At 70.3% G+C, this 20145-nt stretch carries 15 protein-coding genes and 1 tRNA gene; 9 read left to right on the top strand and 7 right to left on the bottom strand.

Going from position 1 to position 20145, the window contains the following annotated elements; genetic code table 11:
- Window positions 1–72 precede the first annotated feature (72 nt).
- Window positions 73–1827, bottom strand: a complete 1755-nt coding sequence (locus ADL15_RS06975) for an FAD-binding dehydrogenase (protein WP_067685879.1) — start codon at window positions 1825–1827, stop codon at window positions 73–75.
- Window positions 1828–1965: 138 nt separating this feature from the next.
- Here ADL15_RS06975 and valS point away from each other — a divergent pair, with 138 nt between their 5' ends.
- Both valS and lepB read left to right on the top strand, forming a co-directional pair.
- A complete protein-coding gene (gene valS, locus ADL15_RS06970; RefSeq protein ID WP_067685938.1) occupies window positions 1966–4485 on the top strand; it encodes a valine--tRNA ligase in 2520 nt (839 codons plus the stop codon).
- Window positions 4486–4547: 62 nt separating this feature from the next.
- Window positions 4548–5153 (top strand): signal peptidase I, encoded by a 606-nt coding sequence (lepB, locus tag ADL15_RS06965; RefSeq protein WP_067685877.1) that lies wholly within the window; start codon window positions 4548–4550, stop codon window positions 5151–5153.
- A gap of 75 nt (window positions 5154–5228) precedes the next feature.
- Here lepB and ADL15_RS51100 read toward each other — a convergent pair whose 3' ends face one another.
- The 5 genes from ADL15_RS51100 to ADL15_RS06945 form a co-directional block, all read right to left on the bottom strand.
- Window positions 5229–5441, bottom strand: coding sequence for a glycohydrolase toxin TNT-related protein (locus tag ADL15_RS51100; RefSeq protein ID WP_083970972.1), 213 nt, complete (start codon window positions 5439–5441; stop codon window positions 5229–5231).
- Between the two features lie 679 nt (window positions 5442–6120).
- A complete protein-coding gene (locus ADL15_RS54035) occupies window positions 6121–6303 on the bottom strand; it encodes a hypothetical protein (RefSeq protein ID WP_067685875.1) in 183 nt (60 codons plus the stop codon).
- 122 nt (window positions 6304–6425) lie between these two features.
- Window positions 6426–6497: transfer RNA gene (locus ADL15_RS06955), tRNA-Arg, on the bottom strand.
- 66 nt (window positions 6498–6563) lie between these two features.
- Window positions 6564–7217, bottom strand: a complete 654-nt coding sequence (locus tag ADL15_RS06950; RefSeq protein ID WP_067685873.1) for a DUF305 domain-containing protein — start codon at window positions 7215–7217, stop codon at window positions 6564–6566.
- Entirely contained in the window at window positions 7217–8011 is a 795-nt protein-coding gene (locus ADL15_RS06945; protein ID WP_067685871.1) for a DUF3105 domain-containing protein, read from the bottom strand. The genes ADL15_RS06950 and ADL15_RS06945 overlap by 1 nt, the downstream gene beginning before the upstream one ends.
- Window positions 8012–8097: 86 nt before the next feature.
- On the opposite strand from ADL15_RS06945, the gene argS reads away from it, so the two are divergent.
- The 4 genes from argS to thrC all read left to right on the top strand — a co-directional run bounded on the left by argS (window position 8098) and on the right by thrC (window position 13631).
- On the top strand, window positions 8098–9759 hold the full coding sequence (gene argS, locus ADL15_RS06940) for an arginine--tRNA ligase (protein ID WP_067685869.1): 1662 nt from the start codon (window positions 8098–8100) through the stop codon (window positions 9757–9759).
- A gap of 2 nt (window positions 9760–9761) precedes the next feature.
- Complete coding sequence (gene lysA, locus ADL15_RS06935; RefSeq protein ID WP_067685867.1) at window positions 9762–11147, top strand: diaminopimelate decarboxylase; 1386 nt, start codon at window positions 9762–9764, stop codon at window positions 11145–11147.
- Window positions 11144–12475: a homoserine dehydrogenase gene (locus ADL15_RS06930; RefSeq protein WP_067685865.1), complete on the top strand. Its 1332-nt coding sequence runs from the start codon at window positions 11144–11146 to the stop codon at window positions 12473–12475. The genes lysA and ADL15_RS06930 overlap by 4 nt, the downstream gene beginning before the upstream one ends.
- Before the next feature lie 106 nt (window positions 12476–12581).
- Window positions 12582–13631: a threonine synthase gene (gene thrC, locus ADL15_RS06925; RefSeq protein ID WP_067685863.1), complete on the top strand. Its 1050-nt coding sequence runs from the start codon at window positions 12582–12584 to the stop codon at window positions 13629–13631.
- Here the strand turns inward: thrC and ADL15_RS06920 are convergent.
- On the bottom strand, window positions 13617–14045 hold the full coding sequence (locus ADL15_RS06920) for a MarR family transcriptional regulator (RefSeq protein ID WP_083970971.1): 429 nt from the start codon (window positions 14043–14045) through the stop codon (window positions 13617–13619). The two genes, thrC and ADL15_RS06920, sit on opposite strands and share 15 nt — an antisense overlap.
- Before the next feature lie 254 nt (window positions 14046–14299).
- On the opposite strand from ADL15_RS06920, the gene ADL15_RS06915 reads away from it, so the two are divergent.
- The 3 genes from ADL15_RS06915 to thrB all read left to right on the top strand — a co-directional run bounded on the left by ADL15_RS06915 (window position 14300) and on the right by thrB (window position 19870).
- Window positions 14300–17554 carry an efflux RND transporter permease subunit gene (locus ADL15_RS06915; protein ID WP_067685859.1) on the top strand — a complete coding sequence of 1085 codons (3255 nt, stop codon included), beginning with the start codon at window positions 14300–14302 and terminating at the stop codon, window positions 17552–17554.
- A gap of 95 nt (window positions 17555–17649) precedes the next feature.
- Window positions 17650–18900: an MFS transporter gene (locus tag ADL15_RS06910; protein WP_067685857.1), complete on the top strand. Its 1251-nt coding sequence runs from the start codon at window positions 17650–17652 to the stop codon at window positions 18898–18900.
- Between the two features lie 25 nt (window positions 18901–18925).
- Complete coding sequence (gene thrB, locus ADL15_RS06905) at window positions 18926–19870, top strand: homoserine kinase (protein WP_067685855.1); 945 nt, start codon at window positions 18926–18928, stop codon at window positions 19868–19870.
- The last annotated feature ends 275 nt before the right edge of the window (window positions 19871–20145 follow it).

Below are 20145 nucleotides of genomic sequence, written 5' to 3'. Positions count from 1 at the left end.
ATAAAGGCGCACCGGGCCGCGGAGTGACGCCGGCCCGGTGCTCATTGTCGTACCGGAAAAGGGTCTTGAATTTTATGCCCCGGCGGCGGCCGCGGCCTTGCCCGCCTGGCGGCCGGAGAAGAGGCAGCCGCCCAGGAACGTGCCCTCCAGCGACCGGTACCCGTGCACCCCGCCACCGCCGAAACCGGCCACCTCCCCGGCCGCGTAGAGGCCCGGGATCGCCGCGCCGGCGGCGTTCAGCACCCGGCCGGACAGGTCGGTCTGCAGCCCGCCGAGGGTCTTGCGGGTGAGGATGTTGAGGCGCACCGCGACCAGCGGCCCGGCGCTCGTGTCCAGCAGCTTGTGGATCGAGGCGGTCCGGCTGATCTGGTCACCGAGATAGTCCAGCGCGTTGCGGATCCCCATCACCTGGGCGTCCTTGCTGTACGCGTTGTCGATCTCCCGGTCCCGCGCGTCGACCTGCCGTTTCACCGCGGCCGGGTCGAGCAGGTTGTTGCCGGCCAGCCGGTTCATCCCGGCGACCAGCTCGGGCAGCGTCGCGGCCTGCACGAAGTCCACCCCGTACTTCTGGAACTTCTGGATCGGCTCCGGGGTCTGCCAGATCCTCGACAGCAGCAGCCACAGGTTCTTGCCGGTCAGATCCGGGTTCTGCTCCGAGCCGGAGAGCGCGAACTCCTTGTCGACGATCTTCTGGGTGGTGACGAACCAGGAGTAGTCATAACCGGACGCGGTGATCGAGCCGAGCGTGTGCAGGGTGTCGTAGCCCGGCATGTCCGGCGCGCCGAACCGCTTGCCCTTGGCGTCGAGCCACATCGAGGACGGCCCGGGCAGGATCCGGATGCCGTGGTTCGGCCAGATCGGCGCGTAGTTGCGCAGGCCCTCGGTGTAGTGCCACATCCGGTCCGGGTTCACGATCCGCCCGCCGGCCTGCGCGGTGATCGACAGCATCCGGCCGTCCACGTGCGCCGGAACGCCGGTGATCATCGACTTGGGCGCGGGGCCGAGCCGGGCCGGCCAGTTCTGCCGGATCAGGTCCTGGTTCGCGCCGATCCCGCCGGACGTGACGATCACGATCGGCGCCTTCAGATCAAAATCACCGATCACGGTACGGGAGGACGGCGTCCCGCGAGCGGCCGTGCTGGCCTCCAGCACCGCCCCGCGCACGCCGGTGACCGCCCCGTTCGTGACGACCACCTCGTCCACCCGGTGCCGGAACTTGAAGACCACCTTGCCGGCCGCCACCCCGGCACGCACCTTCTTCTCGAACGGCTCGACGATGGCCGGCCCGGTGCCCCAGGTCACGTGGAAACGCGGCACCGAGTTGCCGTGGCCGTCGGCCAGGCCGCCACCGCGCTCCGCCCAGCCCACCGCCGGGAACCACTGCAGCCCGAGCCCGGCCAGCCAGGAGCGCTTCTCGCCGGACGCGAACTGCACGTACGCCTGCGCCCACTTGTACGCCCAGTAGTCCTGCCCGGCCGGGTCGTCGATCCCGCGGTCGAACCCGGCCGTGCCCAGCCAGTCCTGCCAGGCCAGGTCGTACGAGTCCTTGACGCCCATCAGCCCCTGCTCGACCGAGTTGACCAGGAACAGCCCGCCGAACGACCACCAGGCCTGCCCGCCGAGGCTCGCCTCCGGCTCCTGGTCCAGCAGCAGCACCTTGCGCCCGGCCGCGACCAGCTCGGACGTGGCGACCAGCCCGGCCAGCCCGTGCCCGATCACGATGGCGTCCGCGTCGGCTGCCGCGGCGGCGCCGAACGCCGGTGTCGCCCCGGTGGCGGCCAGAGCCGCCCCGGCCGTGGACGCAGCAAGTACGGTGCGGCGATTCATGAGCCCTCCTCGCTTTTCCTGGGCTCTGATGTAAACAAGACGGTCATCCGCGCGGTAGTCGCTGGGGACCAAAGCGAAACTCGGTCGTTGTCGACCGGCGCTGTTGCGTACGGTTTTCCGGTGACCGAGATGAGATCCGTGCCAGAGAAGATCACCCTCGACGGCCTCGAGCGGAAATGGCGCGAGGTATGGGCCCGGAACGGCACCTACACGTTCGACCGGACGGCGCCCCGGTCCCGAGTCTTCTCGATCGACACCCCGCCGCCGACGGTCAGCGGGTCGCTGCACGTCGGGCACGTGTTCTCGTTCACCCACGCCGACGCGATCGCCCGCTACCAGCGGATGACCGGCCGCGAGGTGTTCTACCCGATGGGCTGGGACGACAACGGGCTGCCGACCGAGCGCCGGGTGCAGAATTACTACGGCGTGCAGTGCGACCCGTCGCTGCCGTACGACCCGGATTTCACGCCCCCGGAGGACCTGCCGAAACGGCTGCTGCCGATCTCGCGGCGCAACTTCGTCGAGCTGTGCCAGCGGCTGACCGCGATCGACGAGCAGGCGTTCGAGGACGTGTGGCGCCAGGTCGGGCTGTCCGTGGACTGGTCGCTGCAGTACAGCACGATCGACGACACCAGCCGGGCGGTCTCGCAACGGGCGTTCCTGCGCAACCTGGAGCGTGGTGAGGCGTACCTCGCGGACGCGCCGACGCTCTGGGACGTCACGTTCCGGACGGCGGTGGCACAGGCCGAGCTGGAGGACCGGGAACGGCAGGGTGCGTACTACCGGCTCGCGTTCGGCCTGCCCGGCGGCGGGACCACGTACATCGAGACCACCCGGCCCGAGCTGCTCCCGGCCTGCGTGGCGCTCGTCGCGCATCCCGACGACGAGCGGTACCAGAAGCTGTTCGGCACGTATGCCACCACGCCGGTGTTCGGCGTCCAGGTGCCGATCCGGGCGCACCCGCTGGCCCAGCCGGACAAGGGCTCCGGCATCGCGATGATCTGCACGTTCGGCGACCTCACCGACGTGATCTGGTGGCGTGAGCTGGACCTGACGACCCGCCCGGTGATGGGCCGGGACGGCCGCCTGCTGGCCCAGCCGCCCTCGGACGTGCCGGCCGGGCCTTACGCCGAGCTCGCCGGGAAGACCGCGTTCTCGGCGAAGGAGAAGATGGTCGAGCTGCTGCGGGCCGCCGGCGCGCTGGACGGCGAACCCCGGCCGACCACACAGCAGGTGAAGTTCTTCGAGCGCGGCGACAAGCCCCTCGAGATCGTCACCACCCGGCAGTGGTACATCCGCAACGGCGGCCGGGACGCCGCGCTGCGTGCCGCCCTGCTCGCGCGGGGCCGCGAGATGACCTGGTCACCGGAGTTCATGCGGAACCGGTACGAGAGCTGGGTGGAGGGCCTGGCCGGGGACTGGGTGATCAGCCGGCAGCGGTTCTTCGGCGTGCCGTTCCCGATCTGGTACCCCCTCGACGCGGCCGGCGAGCCGGACCACGCCGCGCCGATCACCGCGACCACGCTGCCGGTCGACCCGAGCAGCGACACCCCGCCCGGCTTCACCGAGGACCAGCGCGACAAGCCGGGCGGCTTCACCGGCGACCCGGACGTGATGGACACCTGGGCCACCTCGTCGCTCACCCCGGAGATCGCCGGCCGGTGGGGCCTGGACGACGACCTGTTCGAGCGGGTCTTCCCGATGGACCTGCGCCCGCAGGCCCACGAGATCATCCGTACCTGGCTGTTCGCCACGGTGCTCCGCGCCCACCAGGAGTTCGACAGCCTGCCGTGGCGCACCGCGCTGCTCTCCGGCTGGATCCTCGACCCGGACCGCAAGAAGATGTCGAAGTCCAAGGGCAACACCGTCACCCCGATGGCGCTGCTGGAGGAGTACGGCTCGGACGCGGTCCGCTACTGGGCGGTCAGCGGCCGCCCGGGCACCGACACCGCGTTCGACACCGGCCAGATGAAGGTCGGCCGCCGGCTCGCCATCAAGATCCTCAACGCGACGAAGTTCGTGCTCCGGTTCGGCGTCGCCGCCGATCTCGAGGCCGTTGCCGTCACCGAACCGCTGGACCGCGCCATGCTCGCCGGTCTCGAGGCCGTCGTGGCTGACGCCACCAGGCACTTCGAGGGGTACGACTACGCGCGCGCCCTGGAACGCACCGAGCAGTTCTTCTGGACGTTCTGCGACGACTACCTGGAGCTGGTCAAGGAGCGGGCGTACGCCGACCCGGCCGGCCCGGCCACCCGATCGGCACACGCCGCGCTGGCGCTCGCCCTGCGGACGCTGCTGCGGCTGTTCGCGCCGGCGCTGCCGTTCGTCGCCGAGGAGGCCTGGTCCTGGTGGCAGGACGGTTCGGTGCACCGCGCCGCGTGGCCGTCCGCCGGCGAACTCACGCCGGCACTGGACCCGGCGGCCCCGGCCACACTGCTCGGCCTGGCCGGCACCGTGCTCGGTCTGGTGCGCAAGGCGAAATCCGAGGCCAAGCAGTCGATGCGTGCCGAGGTGGCCCACCTGACGGTGCGCGGACCGGAGGCCGACGTGCTCGCCTTCGGACTGGTCAGGCCGGACGTGCAGGCAGCCGGCGTGGTCCGCGAGGTGACCGTCGAGGCGGTCGGCGAGACGGTGCTCGCCGAGGTCCGTCTTGCCTAGTTGACACCGGGGAGGGGCCTTCGTGCCCCTCCTCAGCGTGTCCGCTGCGGTACGCTCCGCCCGTGCCCGACAAGATCAACGCTCGCCGCTTCCCGCGGTCGAAGCCGTTCGAGTTCCTGGTGCTGCTCATCGTGGCGGTAGTGGTCGCCGCCGGGGTGCGCACCTTCCTGGTGCAGACCTTCTACATCCCGTCCGGATCGATGGAGAACACGCTTCTCCTGAACGACAAGGTCCTGGTGAACAAGGCGGTCTACCGGTTCCGGGACCCGGCGCGCGGCGAGATCGTGGTCTTCGAGCCGCCGGTCGGCTGGGGCATCGGCCCCAGCGAGCAGGAGTACATCAAGCGGGTGATCGGCATCGGCGGCGACCGGGTGGTCTGCTGCGACGCCGACAAGCGGATCACCGTGAACGGGCACGCCCTGGTCGAGGACTACCTGTTCCCCGGCGACGCGCCGTCCGACGAGGAGTTCGACGTGACCGTCCCGGCGGGCCGGATGTTCATGATGGGCGACCACCGCTCGGACTCGGCCGACTCCCGCGCCCACATGGACAGCGACCAGGGCACCATCCCGGTGGACCGGGTGGCCGGGCGGGCCTTCGCCATCTACTGGCCGTCGTCCCGGTGGCGCTCCCTGTCAGTCCCGTCCACCTTCGACGCCATCCCCTGACGACCCGGTCTGCCCGGCCGTCCGCCGCCGGACCAGCCCGGGGGTGATCTGTTCAGCGGTGTCCATCGAGGACCCTCACGCCTGTTCGACGACCGGGCGCAGCAGGCCCACGCGCACCAGCCAGCGGACCGTCAGCAGCGGCGGCGCGCCCGGCACGCCAGGGTCCAGCTTGAACATCGCGGCACCGCCGGGCTGCCCAAAGGCCGGCCCGGTCACGCCGGCCCGCACCGGGATGTCCCCGGTCACCAGGTACCGGTAGTTGTCTCGCCCCGGGTTTGATGGAGACATCCAAACCTGGGAGAAAATCTAGTCATGGCGGCACCGAAGAGGTACCCCGATGAAGTTGGCCTTGGAGGCCCGTCGGGATCCGGCTACCGCGACCGGAGCGTTGCGGCGGATCGCTGATCAGCTCGGTGTCCATCCGGAGGCGTTGCGGACGTGTGGGTGAAGAAGGCCGAGATCGACGCGGGGCAGCGGCCGGGCACGACCACCAGCGACGCCGAACGCCTCGCTGCCCTGGAACGGGAGAATCGTGAGCTGCGCCGGGCGAACCAGATCCTGAAGTCCGCAGCAAGTGCCCGGCCCGCGACGGGTGGCCCGGGTCGGCCGATCGTTCACAGCAGGATCTCCATGGCTTCGCGTAGTGCCTTTCGGCCTGCGGGAACTGACGAGCCGTCGCGAGAAGTTCTGACGGCGAGGATCCGCCTCGGCTCAACCAGCGTCGCAGTGCCCCGTAGACGAGCTCGGTGCCCTCGCGGTGGCGCAGCCGCGCGGCATCGATGATGCTTCGCGGCGCGTCGTACAGCCCGATGGAGGTCTGATCGTCGAGCGGCACGGTGATCCGGCCGGTCCCGAATGTCGCGGGATGGAAGAGGTGCCAGGTCACGGGAGCCTGGACCGTAGGGCGGTAGGTGCCGCGAGGAAGGGCCACATCGATCGACGGGGGAATCTCGTCGATCAGGCCGTGTCACGCCAGCGCGCTCGTCAGGCACACCGTGGCCAGCGGTGCTCGCCGGGCGATCTCCAGAAGGTCGATATCGGCGAGGAGGTCCGCATCGGTGCGGCGGAACAGGCCGCGGCCGACAGCCTCGATGGCCCCGTCATCCCGCAAGCGGTACAACTGACGGTCGGACAGTCCACCCTTCTCCACGAGCGGCCCGATGGGGCTCCGGGGTGTCCCCGGCGTGGGGACTGGGGCTCGGGCCCCAGGTCAGAAAAGCACGATGGCGCCGCGTCCGCGCTTTCCGCGGACAAACGACGCCTGCCAAATCGTGCCCCCGGCAGGATTCGAACCTGCGCTTTCGCCTCCGGAGGGCGACGCTCTATCCCCTGAGCTACGGGGGCTCAGTGCTTGGAAAGCGTAGCAGGACCTCCGGAAGCACCGCCAATCGGCGTCGCCGGGTCGGGTGATCAGCCGGCTTGGGCCTGCTTGAGCAGGTCGTCGATCAGCTGGATCTCGCCCTGCTGCGCGGTGACCATGCTGTCGGCGAGCCAGTCGACGTCCTTGTTGTCGGACAGGTCCTCGGCCTCCTGGGCCATGTGGATGCCGCCCAGGTGGTGCGCCCGAATCAGGGTGAGGAACTGGACGTCCAGGTCCTTGCCGGTGGCCTTGCGCAGCGAGGCGAGCTGCTCGGGGGTGGCCATGCCGGGCATCAGGCCGTCGACGACCGAGCCGGCCGCGTCCGGCATCCAGGCCATCGGCTGCTCGCCGCCGGTCGGGCTGAGGTCCCAGTCGCGCAGCCAGGCCTGCATGTACCCGATCTGGGCCTGCTGGGTGGTGGCGATGTCGGCCGACAGCGTGACGATGGCCGGGGTGATCGAGTCGGCGTGCGCCTCCATCGCCATCTCGACCGCCTGCGCGTGGTGGGTCGACATGTCGCGGAGGAAACCCGCCTCGACGGAGTCGTCGGCCGGGGTCCGGAACCGGGGGACCACCAGGCCGATCCCGGCGCCGAGCACGATCCCGGCGAGTAGCAGCGCGAGCGCCGCATACCCGAAGCGGTGACGCGCGGGAACCTCCCCGGACGCCGGTGCGGCGTCCAGGGAGGTGGTGTCCGAGCTCATCAGCTGCCGGTGTCCGAGCTGGCGCCGTCGCTGACGGCCGCGCTGACCGGGTCGGAGGTGGTGTTACCGCTGGAGCAGGCCGCGCCGGGCTCCATCGAGGCCTTGACCCGGGCCGCGGAGATGAACGTGTCGATCCGCGAGTCGTTCACGTCGTCGGTCTTGAGCTGGTAGCCCCAGACCTGGACGGAGACGTTCTTGTCGAGTCCGGCGTAGGGGGACATCAGCATGTAGTCCTTGCCCTCCACCTTCTTCTGCAGGGTGGCGACCTGGTCGGCGGCCAGACCCTGCTTGTACGTGATCCAGACCGCGCCGTGCTCGAGGCTGTGCACCGCGTGCTCGTTGGCGATCGGCGCGGTGTACACGTCGCCCTGGCAGTTCTGCCAGGTCTGGTTGTGCGCGCCGCCGACCGGGGGACTCGTCACATACGTCAGCGGGCCGGCCTTGTGGGTGCGGTCGTCGATCAGCGCGTTCTTCTGCGCGCGGTAGTTGACCACGCCCTGGATCTCGGCCACCTTGTCGGTCCAGTCGCGGGAGCCCTGCACCGAGGCGTACACGCCGTACCCGATGATGCCGCCGGCGATCACGACGACCAGGCCCGCCACGGCGATCGGGCCCCAGTTGCGGCCGCCTGCGACCTTGACCGGGGCGATCGGCTTGCGGCCCTTGCCGCCCGGCCTGGTGGCGTTCGGCCGATTGGCCCCGGGTTTGCCGGTCGGCGGCTTACCCTGACCGGTGGTCTTGCCGACCTTCACGGTGGACGGGACCCGTTCGGGCCCCGGCGTGCTCATACTCATCGCGCCTCGTCGATTCGTCAAAAAGGGGAAGGGCGGGGCTCGGGTGGCCGCCGAACGCTGAAGTCTACCCCCGATAGCATGGCCCAGTGACTCCCGCCAACCTTGCTGACACCGTTCTCTCAGCTGCTCGTGCCGTATTCGAGACGCGTGGCCTGGACCTGGCCGCGCTGCCCGCGACCACGGCGCTGGAGCGGCCCCGCAACCCCGAGCACGGCGACTACGCCTCCACGCTCGCCCTGCAGCTGGGCAAGAAGGTCGGTGTGGCGCCACGCGAGCTGGCCGCCGCGCTCGCCGAGGAGCTGGGCCGCCGCGACGGGATCAAGACGGTGGAGATCGCCGGGCCGGGCTTCCTGAACATCCGGCTGGACGCCGCCGTGACCGGCGCGATCGCCCGCCTGGTGGTCGAGGCCGGCGCCGCGTACGGCCGGAACACCCAGCTCACCGGTCAGCGGATCAACCTGGAGTTCGTCTCGGCGAACCCGACCGGCCCGATCCACCTGGGGCACACCCGGTGGGCCGCGGTCGGCGACTCGCTGCGCCGGGTGCTGGCCGCCGCCGGCGCCGAGGTGACCAGCGAGTACTACATCAACGACGCGGGTGCCCAGGTCGACCGGTTCGCCCGGTCGCTGTACGCCGCCGCGAACGGTGAGCCGGCCCCCGAGGACGGGTACGGCGGCGACTACATCGGCGAGATCGCCCAGCGGATTCTCAGCGCGGACCCGTTGCTGGCCGGTCAGCCGGCCGAGACCGCGCTGCCGGAGTTCTGGTCGCTCGGCTACCAGCTGATGCTCAAGGAGATCCGGGAGAGCCTGGAGCGCTTCGGCGTGCACTTCGACGTGTGGTTCTCCGAGAAGGAGCTGCACGAGGGCGGCGCGGTCGAGCACGCCATCGCCGAGCTGCGCAAGCAGGGGCACATCTTCGACGACGGCGGCGCGGTCTGGCTGCGCACCACCGACTTCACCGACGACAAGGACCGGGTGCTGATCCGGTCCAACGGCGAGAAGACCTACTTCGCGGCCGACGCGGCGTATTACATCAACAAGCGCGAGCGCGGCTTCGACAAGTGCATCTACCTGCTCGGCGCGGACCACCACGGCTACATCGGCCGGCTCAAGGCGATCGCGGCGTGCGCCGGCGACGACCCGAAGCAGAACATCGAGATCCTGATCGGCCAGCTGGTGAACCTGGTCCGGGCCGGTCAGCCGGTGCGGCTGTCCAAGCGGGCCGGCAACATCATCACGCTGGACGAGCTGGTTGACGCGGTCGGCGTGGACGCCGCGCGGTACTCGCTGGCCCGGTCCTCCACCGACTCGATGCTGACCCTGGACATCGAGGAGATCACCAAGCACTCCAGCGACAACCCGGTCTTCTACGTGCAGTACGCGCACGCCCGGATCTCCTCGATCCTGCGCAACGCCGCGGAGAAGAAGATCACCCGGGGCGACGACTTCGACCCGTCGCTGCTCGCCCACGAGCGGGAGAACAGCCTGCTCAAGACGCTCGGCCAGTTCCCGGCCGTGGTGGCCACCGCGGCCGAGCTGCGCGAGCCGCACCGGATCGCGGTCTACCTGGAGGAGCGGGTCGCCACCGACTGGCACCGGTTCTACGACGCCTGCCAGGTGGTGCCGAAGGGCGACGAGCCGGTCGCCGAGGTGAACCTGGCCCGGCTGTGGCTGGCCGAGGCCACCCGTACGGTGATCGCGAACGGTTTGGACCTGCTCGGCGTCTCGGCCCCGGAGAAGATGTAGCCATGCGCGCACATGAGGCCGGGGCATTGCACGGCGACCTCGGCAACCGTGGTCCGGCGTGGCTTCGTACCCCGGAAGACGTCAACGCCCTGATGCCGGAACTCTGGCCGCGGACCGTGACCCGCGACGACGCCGGGCCCCTGGTGATCGGCGGCGTGAGCGTCACCGAGCTGGCCGCCGACTACGGCACCCCGGCCTACCTGCTCGACGAGGAGGACCTGCGGGCCCGCTGCCGTGACTTCGCGGCCGCCTTCGCCGGCGCGGACGTCTACTACGCCGGCAAGTCGTTCCTCTGCAAGGCGGTCGTCCGGATCGTCGAGGAGGAGGGCCTCTTCCTCGACGTGTGCTCGGGCGGCGAGCTGGCGGTGGCCCTCGCGGCCGGGTTCCCGCCGGAGCGGCTGGGCTTCCACGGCAACAACAAGTCGCAGTCCGAGCTGCGCCGCGCGCTGGACGCCGGGGTCGGCCGGATCATCGTCGACTCGTTCGACGAGATCGCCCGGCTCTCCGCGCTGTCCCGCGAGCTGAACAAGCGGCCGGGTGTGCTGGTCCGGGTCACCGTCGGCGTCGAGGCGCACACCCACGAGTTCATCGCGACCGCGCACGAGGACCAGAAGTTCGGTTTCTCGCTGGCCGGTGGCGCGGCGTTCGCGGCCTGCGCGCAGATCCTCGACGAGGGCGTGCTCGACCTGCGCGGGCTGCACTCGCACATCGGTTCGCAGATCTTCGACACCAGCGGGTTCGAGGTGGCCGCCCGGCGGATCCTGGAGCTGCAGGCGCAGGTCCGGGACGCGCGCGGGGTGGAGCTGCCGGAGCTGGACCTGGGCGGCGGGTTCGGTATCGCGTACACCACGCAGGACGACCCCGCCACGCCCGGCGATCTGGCCAAGCGGATCAACAAGATCGTCGAGTCGGAGTGCGAGATGGCCGCGCTGCGGGTCCCGCACCTGTCGATCGAGCCGGGCCGGGCCATCGTGGGGCCGGCCGTGTTCACCCTCTACGAGGTCGGCACGGTCAAGGACGTCGACGGGATCCGGACGTACGTGAGTGTCGACGGCGGGATGAGCGACAACATCCGGACCGCGCTCTACGACGCGTCCTACTCGGCCACTCTGGCCAACCGGAGCTCCACCGCGGAGCCGATGCTCGCCCGCGTGGTGGGAAAACATTGTGAGTCCGGGGACATCGTCGTGAAGGATGAATTCCTGCCCGCTGACGTGCAGCCCGGAGATCTTGTTGCGGTGCCGGGTACCGGCGCCTATTGCCGGAGCATGGCCAGCAACTACAACCACGTTCCTCGGCCGCCCGTGGTGGCGGTGCGCGACGGCGCTGCCCGCGTCATCGTGCGGCGCGAGACCGAGGACGACCTGCTTGCATTGGATGTTGGATGAGCCCAGCAACTGAGCTGACTGAAAAGCCAGCAGTCCGTCTCGCCCTTCTCGGCTGCGGCACGGTCGGCACTGAAGTGGTCCGGCTGCTGCACGAGCAGGCCGACGATCTCACCGCCCGGATCGGCGCACCGCTGGAGCTGGTCGGCGTCGCGGTGCGGCGGCTCGGCCGCGAGCGCGGCGACCTGCCGATCGACCCGGCGCTGTTCACCGCGGACGCGCTCGGCCTGATCAAGCGCGACGACGTGGACATCGTGATCGAGGTGGTCGGCGGCATCGACACGGCGCGCACCTGGCTGGTCGAGGCGCTGCACGCGGGCAAGAGCGTGGTCACCGCGAACAAGGCGCTGCTCGCCGAGGACGGCGGCACCCTGCACGACGCGGCCGCGCAGGGCGGCGCCGACCTGTACTACGAGGCCGCGGTGGCCGGCGCGATCCCGCTGCTGCGCCCGCTGCGCGAGTCGTTGCACGGTGACCGGGTCACCGCGGTGACCGGCATCGTGAACGGCACCACCAACTTCATCCTCTCCTCGATGGCGTCCACCGGCGCCGGCTTCAACGAGGCGCTCGAGGAGGCCACCGAGCTGGGGTACGCCGAGGCCGACCCGACCGCCGACGTGGAGGGCTTCGACGCCGCCGCGAAGGCCGCGATCCTGGCCTCGCTGGCGTTCCACACCCGGGTCACCGCGGCGGACGTGTTCCGCGAGGGGATGACCGGGGTGACGGCCGGCGACATGGCCAGCGCCAAGGAGATGGGCTGCACGATCAAGCTGCTCTGCATCGCGCAGCGCGGCTCCGGCCCGGACGGCGACGAGACGGTGTCGGTCCGGGTCCACCCGGCGATGATCCCGCTGACCCACCCGCTGGCCGGTGTCGGCGACGCGTTCAACGCGGTCTTCGTCGAGGCCGAGGCGGCCGGTCCGCTGATGTTCTACGGCCGTGGCGCCGGTGGCCGGCCGACCGCCAGCGCGGTCCTCGGCGACATCGTGGCGGCGGCCCGCAACAAGATCAGCGGGACCCGTGCCCCGAGCGAGAGCAACTACGCCAAGCTGCGGGTCCGCCCGATCGGCGAGTCGCTGACCCGGTACCACATCAGCCTGGACGTGGCCGAGCGCCCGGGCGTGCTGGCCACCGTGGCCGGGGTCTTCGCCCAGCACGAGGTCTCGATCGCCACGGTCCGGCAGTCCGGCCGGGCGGATGACGCGAAACTGGTCATCGTGACCCACAGCGCCCCGGACGCCGCTCTGGCGGCTACCGTCGAGGCGCTGGCCGGGCTGGACATCGTCCGGTCCATCGCCAGTGTGCTGCGGGTCGAGGGCGGGGCGGGCTAGGACCACCGCGTCGGGCGCCGTCCTGAATAATGGACTTCCGGTCCCAAAGATCGGATTACTGGGGCACGCTGTGCGCGATTGCCCAGCTGGAGTGAGGAGTACGACCATGTGGCGGGGTCTGATCGAGGCGTACCGGGACCGCCTTCCGGTGACCGAGGCCACCCCGGTGGTCACGTTGCACGAGGGCAACACACCGCTGGTGCCGGCGCCGGTGCTGTCCCAGCGGGTCGGCGCGGACGTCTACCTCAAGGTGGAGGGCGCGAACCCGACCGGCTCGTTCAAGGACCGCGGCATGACCATGGCCGTCTCCAAGGCGGTCGAGGAGGGTTCCAAGGCGATCATCTGCGCCTCCACCGGCAACACGTCGGCGTCCGCCGCGGCCTATGCGGCCCGCGCCGGGATCACCTGCGCGGTGCTGGTGCCGCAGGGCAAGATCGCGCTCGGCAAGCTGGCGCAGGCCCTGGTGCACGGGGCCCGGCTGCTGCAGGTCGACGGCAACTTCGACGACTGCCTGGCGCTCGCCTCGAAGCTCTCCCAGGACTACCCGGTCTCCCTGGTCAACTCGGTGAACATCTTCCGGCTGCACGGTCAGAAGACCGCGGCCTTCGAGATCGTCGAGGCGCTCGGCGACGCGCCGGACATCCACTGCCTGCCGGTCGGCAACGCCGGCAACATCTCCGCGTACTGGATGGGCTACCAGGAGGACAAAGAGGCCGGCAACAGCACCCGGCTGCCGAAGATGTACGGCTTCCAGGCCTCCGGCGCCGCACCGATCGTGAACGGCAAGGTGGTCGAGCAGCCGTCCACGATCGCCACCGCGATCCGGATCGGCAACCCGGCGAGCTGGACCAAGGCCCTCGACGCGCGGGACGCCTCGGGCGGCCTGATCTCGGCGGTCACCGACCGGGACATCCTGAACGCGTACCGGCTGCTGGCCCGCGAGGTCGGCGTCTTCGTCGAGCTGGGCAGCGCGGCCAGCGTGGCCGGTCTGCTGCAGCAGGCGGCGGCCGGGAAGATCCCGGCCGGCTCGCGGGTGGTCTGCACGGTCACCGGGCACGGCCTGAAGGACCCGGAGTGGGCGATCTCCACGGCGCCGTCGCCGACCGTGATCGCCAACGACGCCCTGCTCGCGGCGAAGGCGCTAGACCTGGCCTGACGCCTCGTCCCGGATCGCCGCGGCCTCCCGCAACAGCAGGTGCGTCGCTTGAGACACCACCGCGAGCTCCTCGGCTGAGAGTCGGCTGAGGAGGTCGCGCTGTTTCGCCACCCCGGCGGTGATGATGCCGTCGATGAGTTCGGTGCCCGCTTTCGTCAGCCCGATCCGGCGGATCCGCCGATCGTGCACGTCTTCCGTGCGCGTGACGAGTTCCTGCACCACGAGCCGGTCGATCATGCCGCTCAGTGCGGCGGCGCCGACGCCCACCAGGCGGGCCAGTTCGCCGCCCGCCAACGTCCCGTGCCGGGCCAGCAACAAGAGTATTTTCAACTGCGACATCGTCAGATGCGACGAGAAGAGCGGATCTGACCGGTCGTCGGCGAACAGGTGCTGCATCCGGATGTGTGCGCCCATGATGTCCGCGATGAGCTGTTCTTTCTCGCTCAGCGCCCGCTCCTTATGTGACGTCCCGATGGCCGTGGTGGGTCCACCTCGTAACGGACCCTATCAACGGGCTTTGTTCGCGACCTACCTTGAGGCGCGCCTCGAGGTAGGGAGCAGATCGTCTCCACCGTCGCGAACAAACCCCGCAGGGACCCCATCGAAAACCATTTGTTCGTGTCAGGCAAACTATCAGTGTCGGACGAAATTATCTCGGGGGAGCGCCCATGTCAGCCCTGACACGGCTCAGCCTTGCCAACCGAGGTCTGGTAGCTCTGATCGCCATCGTGATCAGCGGCTTCGGCCTCTATGCGATCCCGTCCTTGAAACAGCAGCTCTTTCCGTCGATCGAGCTGCCGGCGGCCTTCGTCAGCGCGGTGCTGCCCGGCGCCTCGCCGGAGACGGTCGAGCAGACGGTCACCAAACCGATCGAGGATGCCGTCAAGGGCATCGACGGCATCGACTCGGTCACCTCGACCTCGCGTGAGAACGTGACGAGCGTCGTCGTGCTGTTCGAGTTCGGTACGGACATCGAGTCCGCCGTCAACCAGGTCACCACCTCGATCAACCGGATCCAGTCGCAGCTGCCGGCCAACGTCGACCCTCAGGTCTTCGCGGGCGGCACCGACGACATCCCGGCCATCGTGCTCGCCGCCTCCGGTGGCGGCGACGAGAGCGCCCTGCTCAGCAAGCTCAACGAGACAGTGGTCCCGGAGCTGAACGGCATCTCCGGCGTCCGCGACACCCAGGTCACCGGCTCCCGCGCCAAGCAGGTCGTGATCACGCCGGACCTGGCGAAGATGGGCGCGGCCGGGGTCAGCCCGGCGTCGCTCACCACGGTGCTGCAGGCCAACGGCGTCTCCATCCCGGCCGGCACGGTGACCGAGGGCACCAAGTCGCTGACCGTGCAGGTGGGCACCCCGATCACCACGGTGCAGCAGCTGCAGGACGTCTACCTGACCGGCGCTCGCGGGCCGGTGCGCCTCGCCGACGTCGCCACGGTGGAGAGCAAGCTGCCGGCCGCCGACGGGTACACCCGGACCGACGGGGTGGACAGCCTGGGCATCGCGGTCACCGCGCGCCCGGACGGCAACCCGGTGGAGATCTCGCACCAGGTCCGCGACATGCTCGCCGACCTGGAGAAGGACTCCGGCGCCAAGCTCACCGTGATCACCGACCAGGCGCCGTTCGTGGAGCGCTCGATCAAGAGCCTGACCACCGAGGGACTGCTCGGCCTGGTGATGGCCGTGGTGGTCATCCTGATCTTCCTGCTCAGCGTCCGCTCGACGCTCGTCACCGCGGTCTCCATCCCGCTCTCGGTGCTGATCGCGCTGATCGCGCTCTGGGCCGGCGACTACACGCTCAACCTGCTCACCCTCGGCGCGCTGACGATCGCGGTGGGCCGGGTGGTGGACGACTCGATCGTGGTGCTGGAGAACATCAAACGACATCTCGAGTACGGCGAGGAGAAGGTCCACGCCATCCTCGGCGCGGTCCGCGAGGTGTCCGGCGCGGTGGTCGCCTCCACGCTCACCACGGTCGCCGTCTTCGCCCCGATCGCCCTGGTCGGCGGCCTGGTCGGGCAGATCTTCTCGTCCTTCGCGATCACCGTGACGGTGGCGCTGCTGGCGTCGCTGTTCGTGGCGCTGACCGTGGTGCCGGTGCTGGCGTTCTGGTTCCTCAAGCCGCCGGCCGACGACGCCGACACCGAGGCGATCCGCAAGACCGCCGAGGAGAAGGAGCTGCGCAGCCCGCTGCAGCGCGGATACCTGCCGGTCATCAAGTTCGCCACCACCCGCCGCTGGACCACGGTGCTGATCGGCATCGCGGTGCTGCTCGGCACGTTCGCCCTGTCCACCCGGCTGGAGACGAACTTCCTGGACCAGTCCGGCCAGGACAGCATCACGGTCTCCCAGGAGCTGCCGGTCGGCACCAGCCTGGCGGCCACCGACGAGGCGGCCAAGAAGGTCGAGGCGATCCTCTCGGACCGCGACGACGTGACGACGTACCAGGTCACCGTCGGCGGCAACTCGTCGAACCCGTTCGCCGGGGGCGGCGGTGGCGCCACCGCGACGTTCAACGTGGCGCTGAGCGAGGACGCCGACACCGAGCAGGTCTCCGACCAGCTGCGCGACGAGTTCGGCAAGCTCACCGACGCCGGTGAGATCAAGATCGGTCAGGACAGCTCCGGGCTGGGCAGCAGCCAGCTCTCCGTCGAGGTCACCGCGGCCGACAACGACGTGCTGACCGCCGCGACCGAGCAGGTCCGCACCGCGATGACCGGGATCGGCGGGGTCAGCGACGTGGACACCACGCTGGCCGCCAGCGTGCCGCGCCTGGACGTGGTGGTGAACCGCAAGGCCGCCGCCGAGGCCGGTCTCACCGAGGCGCAGATCGGCCAGACCGTGGCCGGCCTGTTCCGCTCCGCGCCGGCCGGCACCGTCGCGATCGACGGGGCCAGCGAGGACGTGGTCATCTCGTTCGGCGCCGCGCCGACCGACCCGGACGCGCTGAAGAACGTGCCGCTGACCACCGCCAAGGGCACCGTGCCGCTGAGCAAGGTGGCCGAGGTCAAGCAGGTCAACGGCCCGGAGCAGGTCACCCGGGTGGACGGCAACCGCACCGCCACGGTGACCGGCGCGGTGACCGGCTCCAACCTCAGCAAGGTCAACACGGATCTGACCGAGAAGCTGGACGCGCTCGACCTGCCGGCCGGCGCCTCGTACACGGTCGGTGGCGTCAGCGCCGACCAGCAGGAGGCGTTCGCGCAGCTCGGCCTCGCCGTGCTGGCGGCCATCGCGATCGTCTTCATCATCATGGTGGCGACGTTCCGCAGCATCGTGCAGCCGATCATCCTGCTGGTCTCCATCCCGTTCGCGGCGACCGGCGCGATCGGCCTGCTGCTGGCGACCGGCACCCCGCTCGGTGTGCCGGCCCTGATCGGGGTGCTGATGCTGGTCGGCATCGTGGTCACCAACGCGATCGTGCTGATGGACCTGATCAACCACTACCGGGCGGCCGGCATGGGTGTCCAGGAAGCGGTGGTCGAGGGCGGCCGGCACCGGCTGCGGCCGATCCTGATGACCGCCATCGCGACGATCTTCGCGCTCATCCCGATGGCGCTGGGTCTCACCGGCGAGGGCGGCTTCATCTCCCAGCCGCTGGCCATCGTGGTGATCGGTGGTCTGGTCAGCTCGACGCTGCTCACCCTGGTGCTGGTGCCCGCGCTCTACACGCTGGTGGAGAACCGCAAGGAGCGTCGCCGGGCCAAGCGCGAGGCCAAGCGGCTGGCCAAGGGCGGCAAGCCCGTCACGCCGGCCGAGGCGACGGCGACGGCCGAGCCGGTGACCGTGCCGGACGACGCCCCGGTGGCGTCGACGGTGCCGGTCGAGCCCGCTTCCAGCGGCGCGCTGCGGGGCTACACCGATCAGTTCGAGGTGCTCAAGATGCCCAAGGGGCCGGCCAAGCCGGTGCAGGAGTAGGGCGTACCGAAAAACTAAGCAAGAAATAAGGAAACGATGCCCGGCCCCGGCGGCCGGGCATCGGCCTTTTCCGGGGTACGACTACATTCCGGTACGTGCCAGCAACGTTCTCGGTCCTTACCCGGAATCGTGATTTCCGCCGTCTGTTCACCGCTGAGCTGGTGGTCTTCGGCGCGGACTGGTTCGTGATGGTGCCGCTGCTGGTGCTGCTGCCCGAGCTCACCGGCCACGGGTTCTGGGGCGGTCTGGTGCTGGCCGTGGACACCGGGATCAACGCGCTGCTGCTCCCCTACACCGGGACGATCGCCGACCGGCTGGACCGGCGGAAGATCCTGATCGTGGCGAACCTGGCGTCGTTCGCCGCGGTGCTGCTGCTCTTCGCGGTGCGGTCGGCGGCCACCGCGCCGCTCGCCCTGGTCGCGATCGGTGCGATGGCCGTGGCCAAGGCGTTCTACCAGCCGGCCAGCTCGGCGGCGCTGCCGAACGTGGTGGACCCGGCCGACCTGCCCGCCGCGAACGCGATCTCCGGCTCGGCGTGGGGCACCATGACGATCCTCGGCGCGTCGCTCGGCGGCGTGGTGAGCAGCCTGTTCGGCCCGTACGTCAGCTTCACCGTGACCGCGGCCGGCCTGCTGATCGCGAGCCTGCTCACCGCGCTGGTCCGCCGCCCGCTGCAGGCCGAGCGCGCCGCGGACGCCGAGCGGCCGGAGACCGGGCACGCCCTGCGGGAGGCGCTGCGGTACATCGTGATCCGTCCCCGGCTGCGCGCGCTGGTCACCGTGAAGTCGGCGGTCGGCCTGGGCAACGGGGTGCTGACCGTGTTCCCGCTGATCGCCGCCGCGCACGGCGCCGGTGAGCTGGGCGCCGGCCTGCTCTTCGCGGTCCGCGGCCTCGGCGCGCTGGTCGGCCCGATGGTGATGCGCCCGGTGCTGGCCCGCCCGGCCTGGCTGTTCACCGGTCTGGCCCTGTCGATGAGCCTGTACGGCCTCGGCTACCTCGGTGTCGCCTTCACCAGCTGGTTCCCGCTGGTCCTGCTGCTGGTCTTCGTCGCGCACTTCGCCGGCGGCACCAACTGGGTGCTCTCCAACTACGCGCTGCAGGCCGAGGTGCCGGACCGGCTGCGCGGGCGGGTGTTCGCCACCGACATGATGCTGGCGACGCTCGCCATCTCGATCAGCCAGCTGGGTGCCGGCGCGGTCGTCGACCACGTGTCCCAGCGGGCCGTGCTGGCGGTGTGCGGCCTGATCACGGTGCTCTACGCGGCCGGCTGGTGGCTGGCGACCCGGGGGCTGGCGCGCCGGTCGGCGTCCGGGAATGAGATTCCCGGGGCGCGGCAATCACCCTGAGATGATCAAGCCCTAGCATGTGGCGATGGGCCTGACCTTCGCCACCGATCCGGTTTCCGTCAGCACCCCGGCGACCAGTGCGAATCTGGGTCCGGGCTTCGACGCGCTGGGTCTCGCGCTGACCCTGTACGACGACCTGACCGCGAGTGTGACCGCGTCCGGGTTCACCGTCGAGATCAGCGGTCAGGGCGCTGGTGAGCTGCCGACCGACGCCGGGCACCTGGTGGTGCGGGCCATGCTGGCCACCTTCGACGAGTTCGGCGAGCGCCCGCCCGGCCTGGCCGTGCGCTGCGTCAACCGGATCCCGCAGGCGCGCGGGCTGGGCAGTTCGTCGGCGGCCATCGTCGGCGGCGTACAACTGGCTCGTGGCCTGGTCAAAGGCGGTCTCGAGCTGATCGACGAGGCGGCCGCGCTGCGGATCGCGGCGCGCATCGAGGGACATCCGGACAACGTGGCGCCGTGCCTGCTCGGCGGGTTCACCGTGGCCTGGACCGAGCCCGGCGGCGCGCGAGCGGTGAAGCTGGCGCCGGCCGGGGGCGTGCGCCCGACGGTTTTCATCCCGTCCGAGCGGGGCTATACCGCCACCGCGCGCGCCGCGCTGCCGTCCGAGGTGCCGCACCGGGACGCCGCCTTCAACGCCGGCCGGGCCGCCCTGCTGAGCCACGCCCTGACGAGTGATCCGGCGCTGCTGTTCCCGGCCACCGAGGACCGGCTGCACCAGGGGTACCGTGCGCCCGGCATGCCGGGCACGACCTCGCTGGTCGCGGCGCTGCGGTCGGTGGGTGTCGCGGCCGTGGTGAGTGGCGCGGGACCGACCGTGCTCGCATTGACCGAGGTCCCGGGCGATTTCCACCCCGGCGCGGATTGGCGCGCCGAAGTGCTGGGCGTGGACGGCGCCGGTGCTGTTGTGAAAGGGGGTATGGTGGAACACGCCGAGCGGGGTCCTGTTGCCGCAGGTCGCAAGAGTTGATTACGCTCTAGACCTAGCACAGCCGCGAAGCAAGCGATCTCTGCGGTTCGGCGCACCCCCGAGATTTCTGGGCCGTCCGGGCCCGTCTCAATTCTCAGCAAGGCATACGCCGGGCAGCAGTCCATAGATCGCTGCACTCGCCGAGACCTACCCGTCAAAGTCTGGTGGGCAGGGAAACCGTCGAGCTGCCGTGCTGCATGAACTCCCGCACCGCTGTTGCGAAGCGGGTTCCGAGGGCACCCGGCCCAGGCTGCAGTTCCGGGTGATCTCGGGTT

Source organism: Actinoplanes awajinensis subsp. mycoplanecinus (genome assembly GCF_001509495.1).
GTDB lineage: Bacteria > Actinomycetota > Actinomycetes > Mycobacteriales > Micromonosporaceae > Actinoplanes > Actinoplanes palleronii.
The sequence above is the reverse complement of the archived record's forward strand: the minus strand, read 5'-3'. Positions and strand labels throughout refer to the sequence as shown.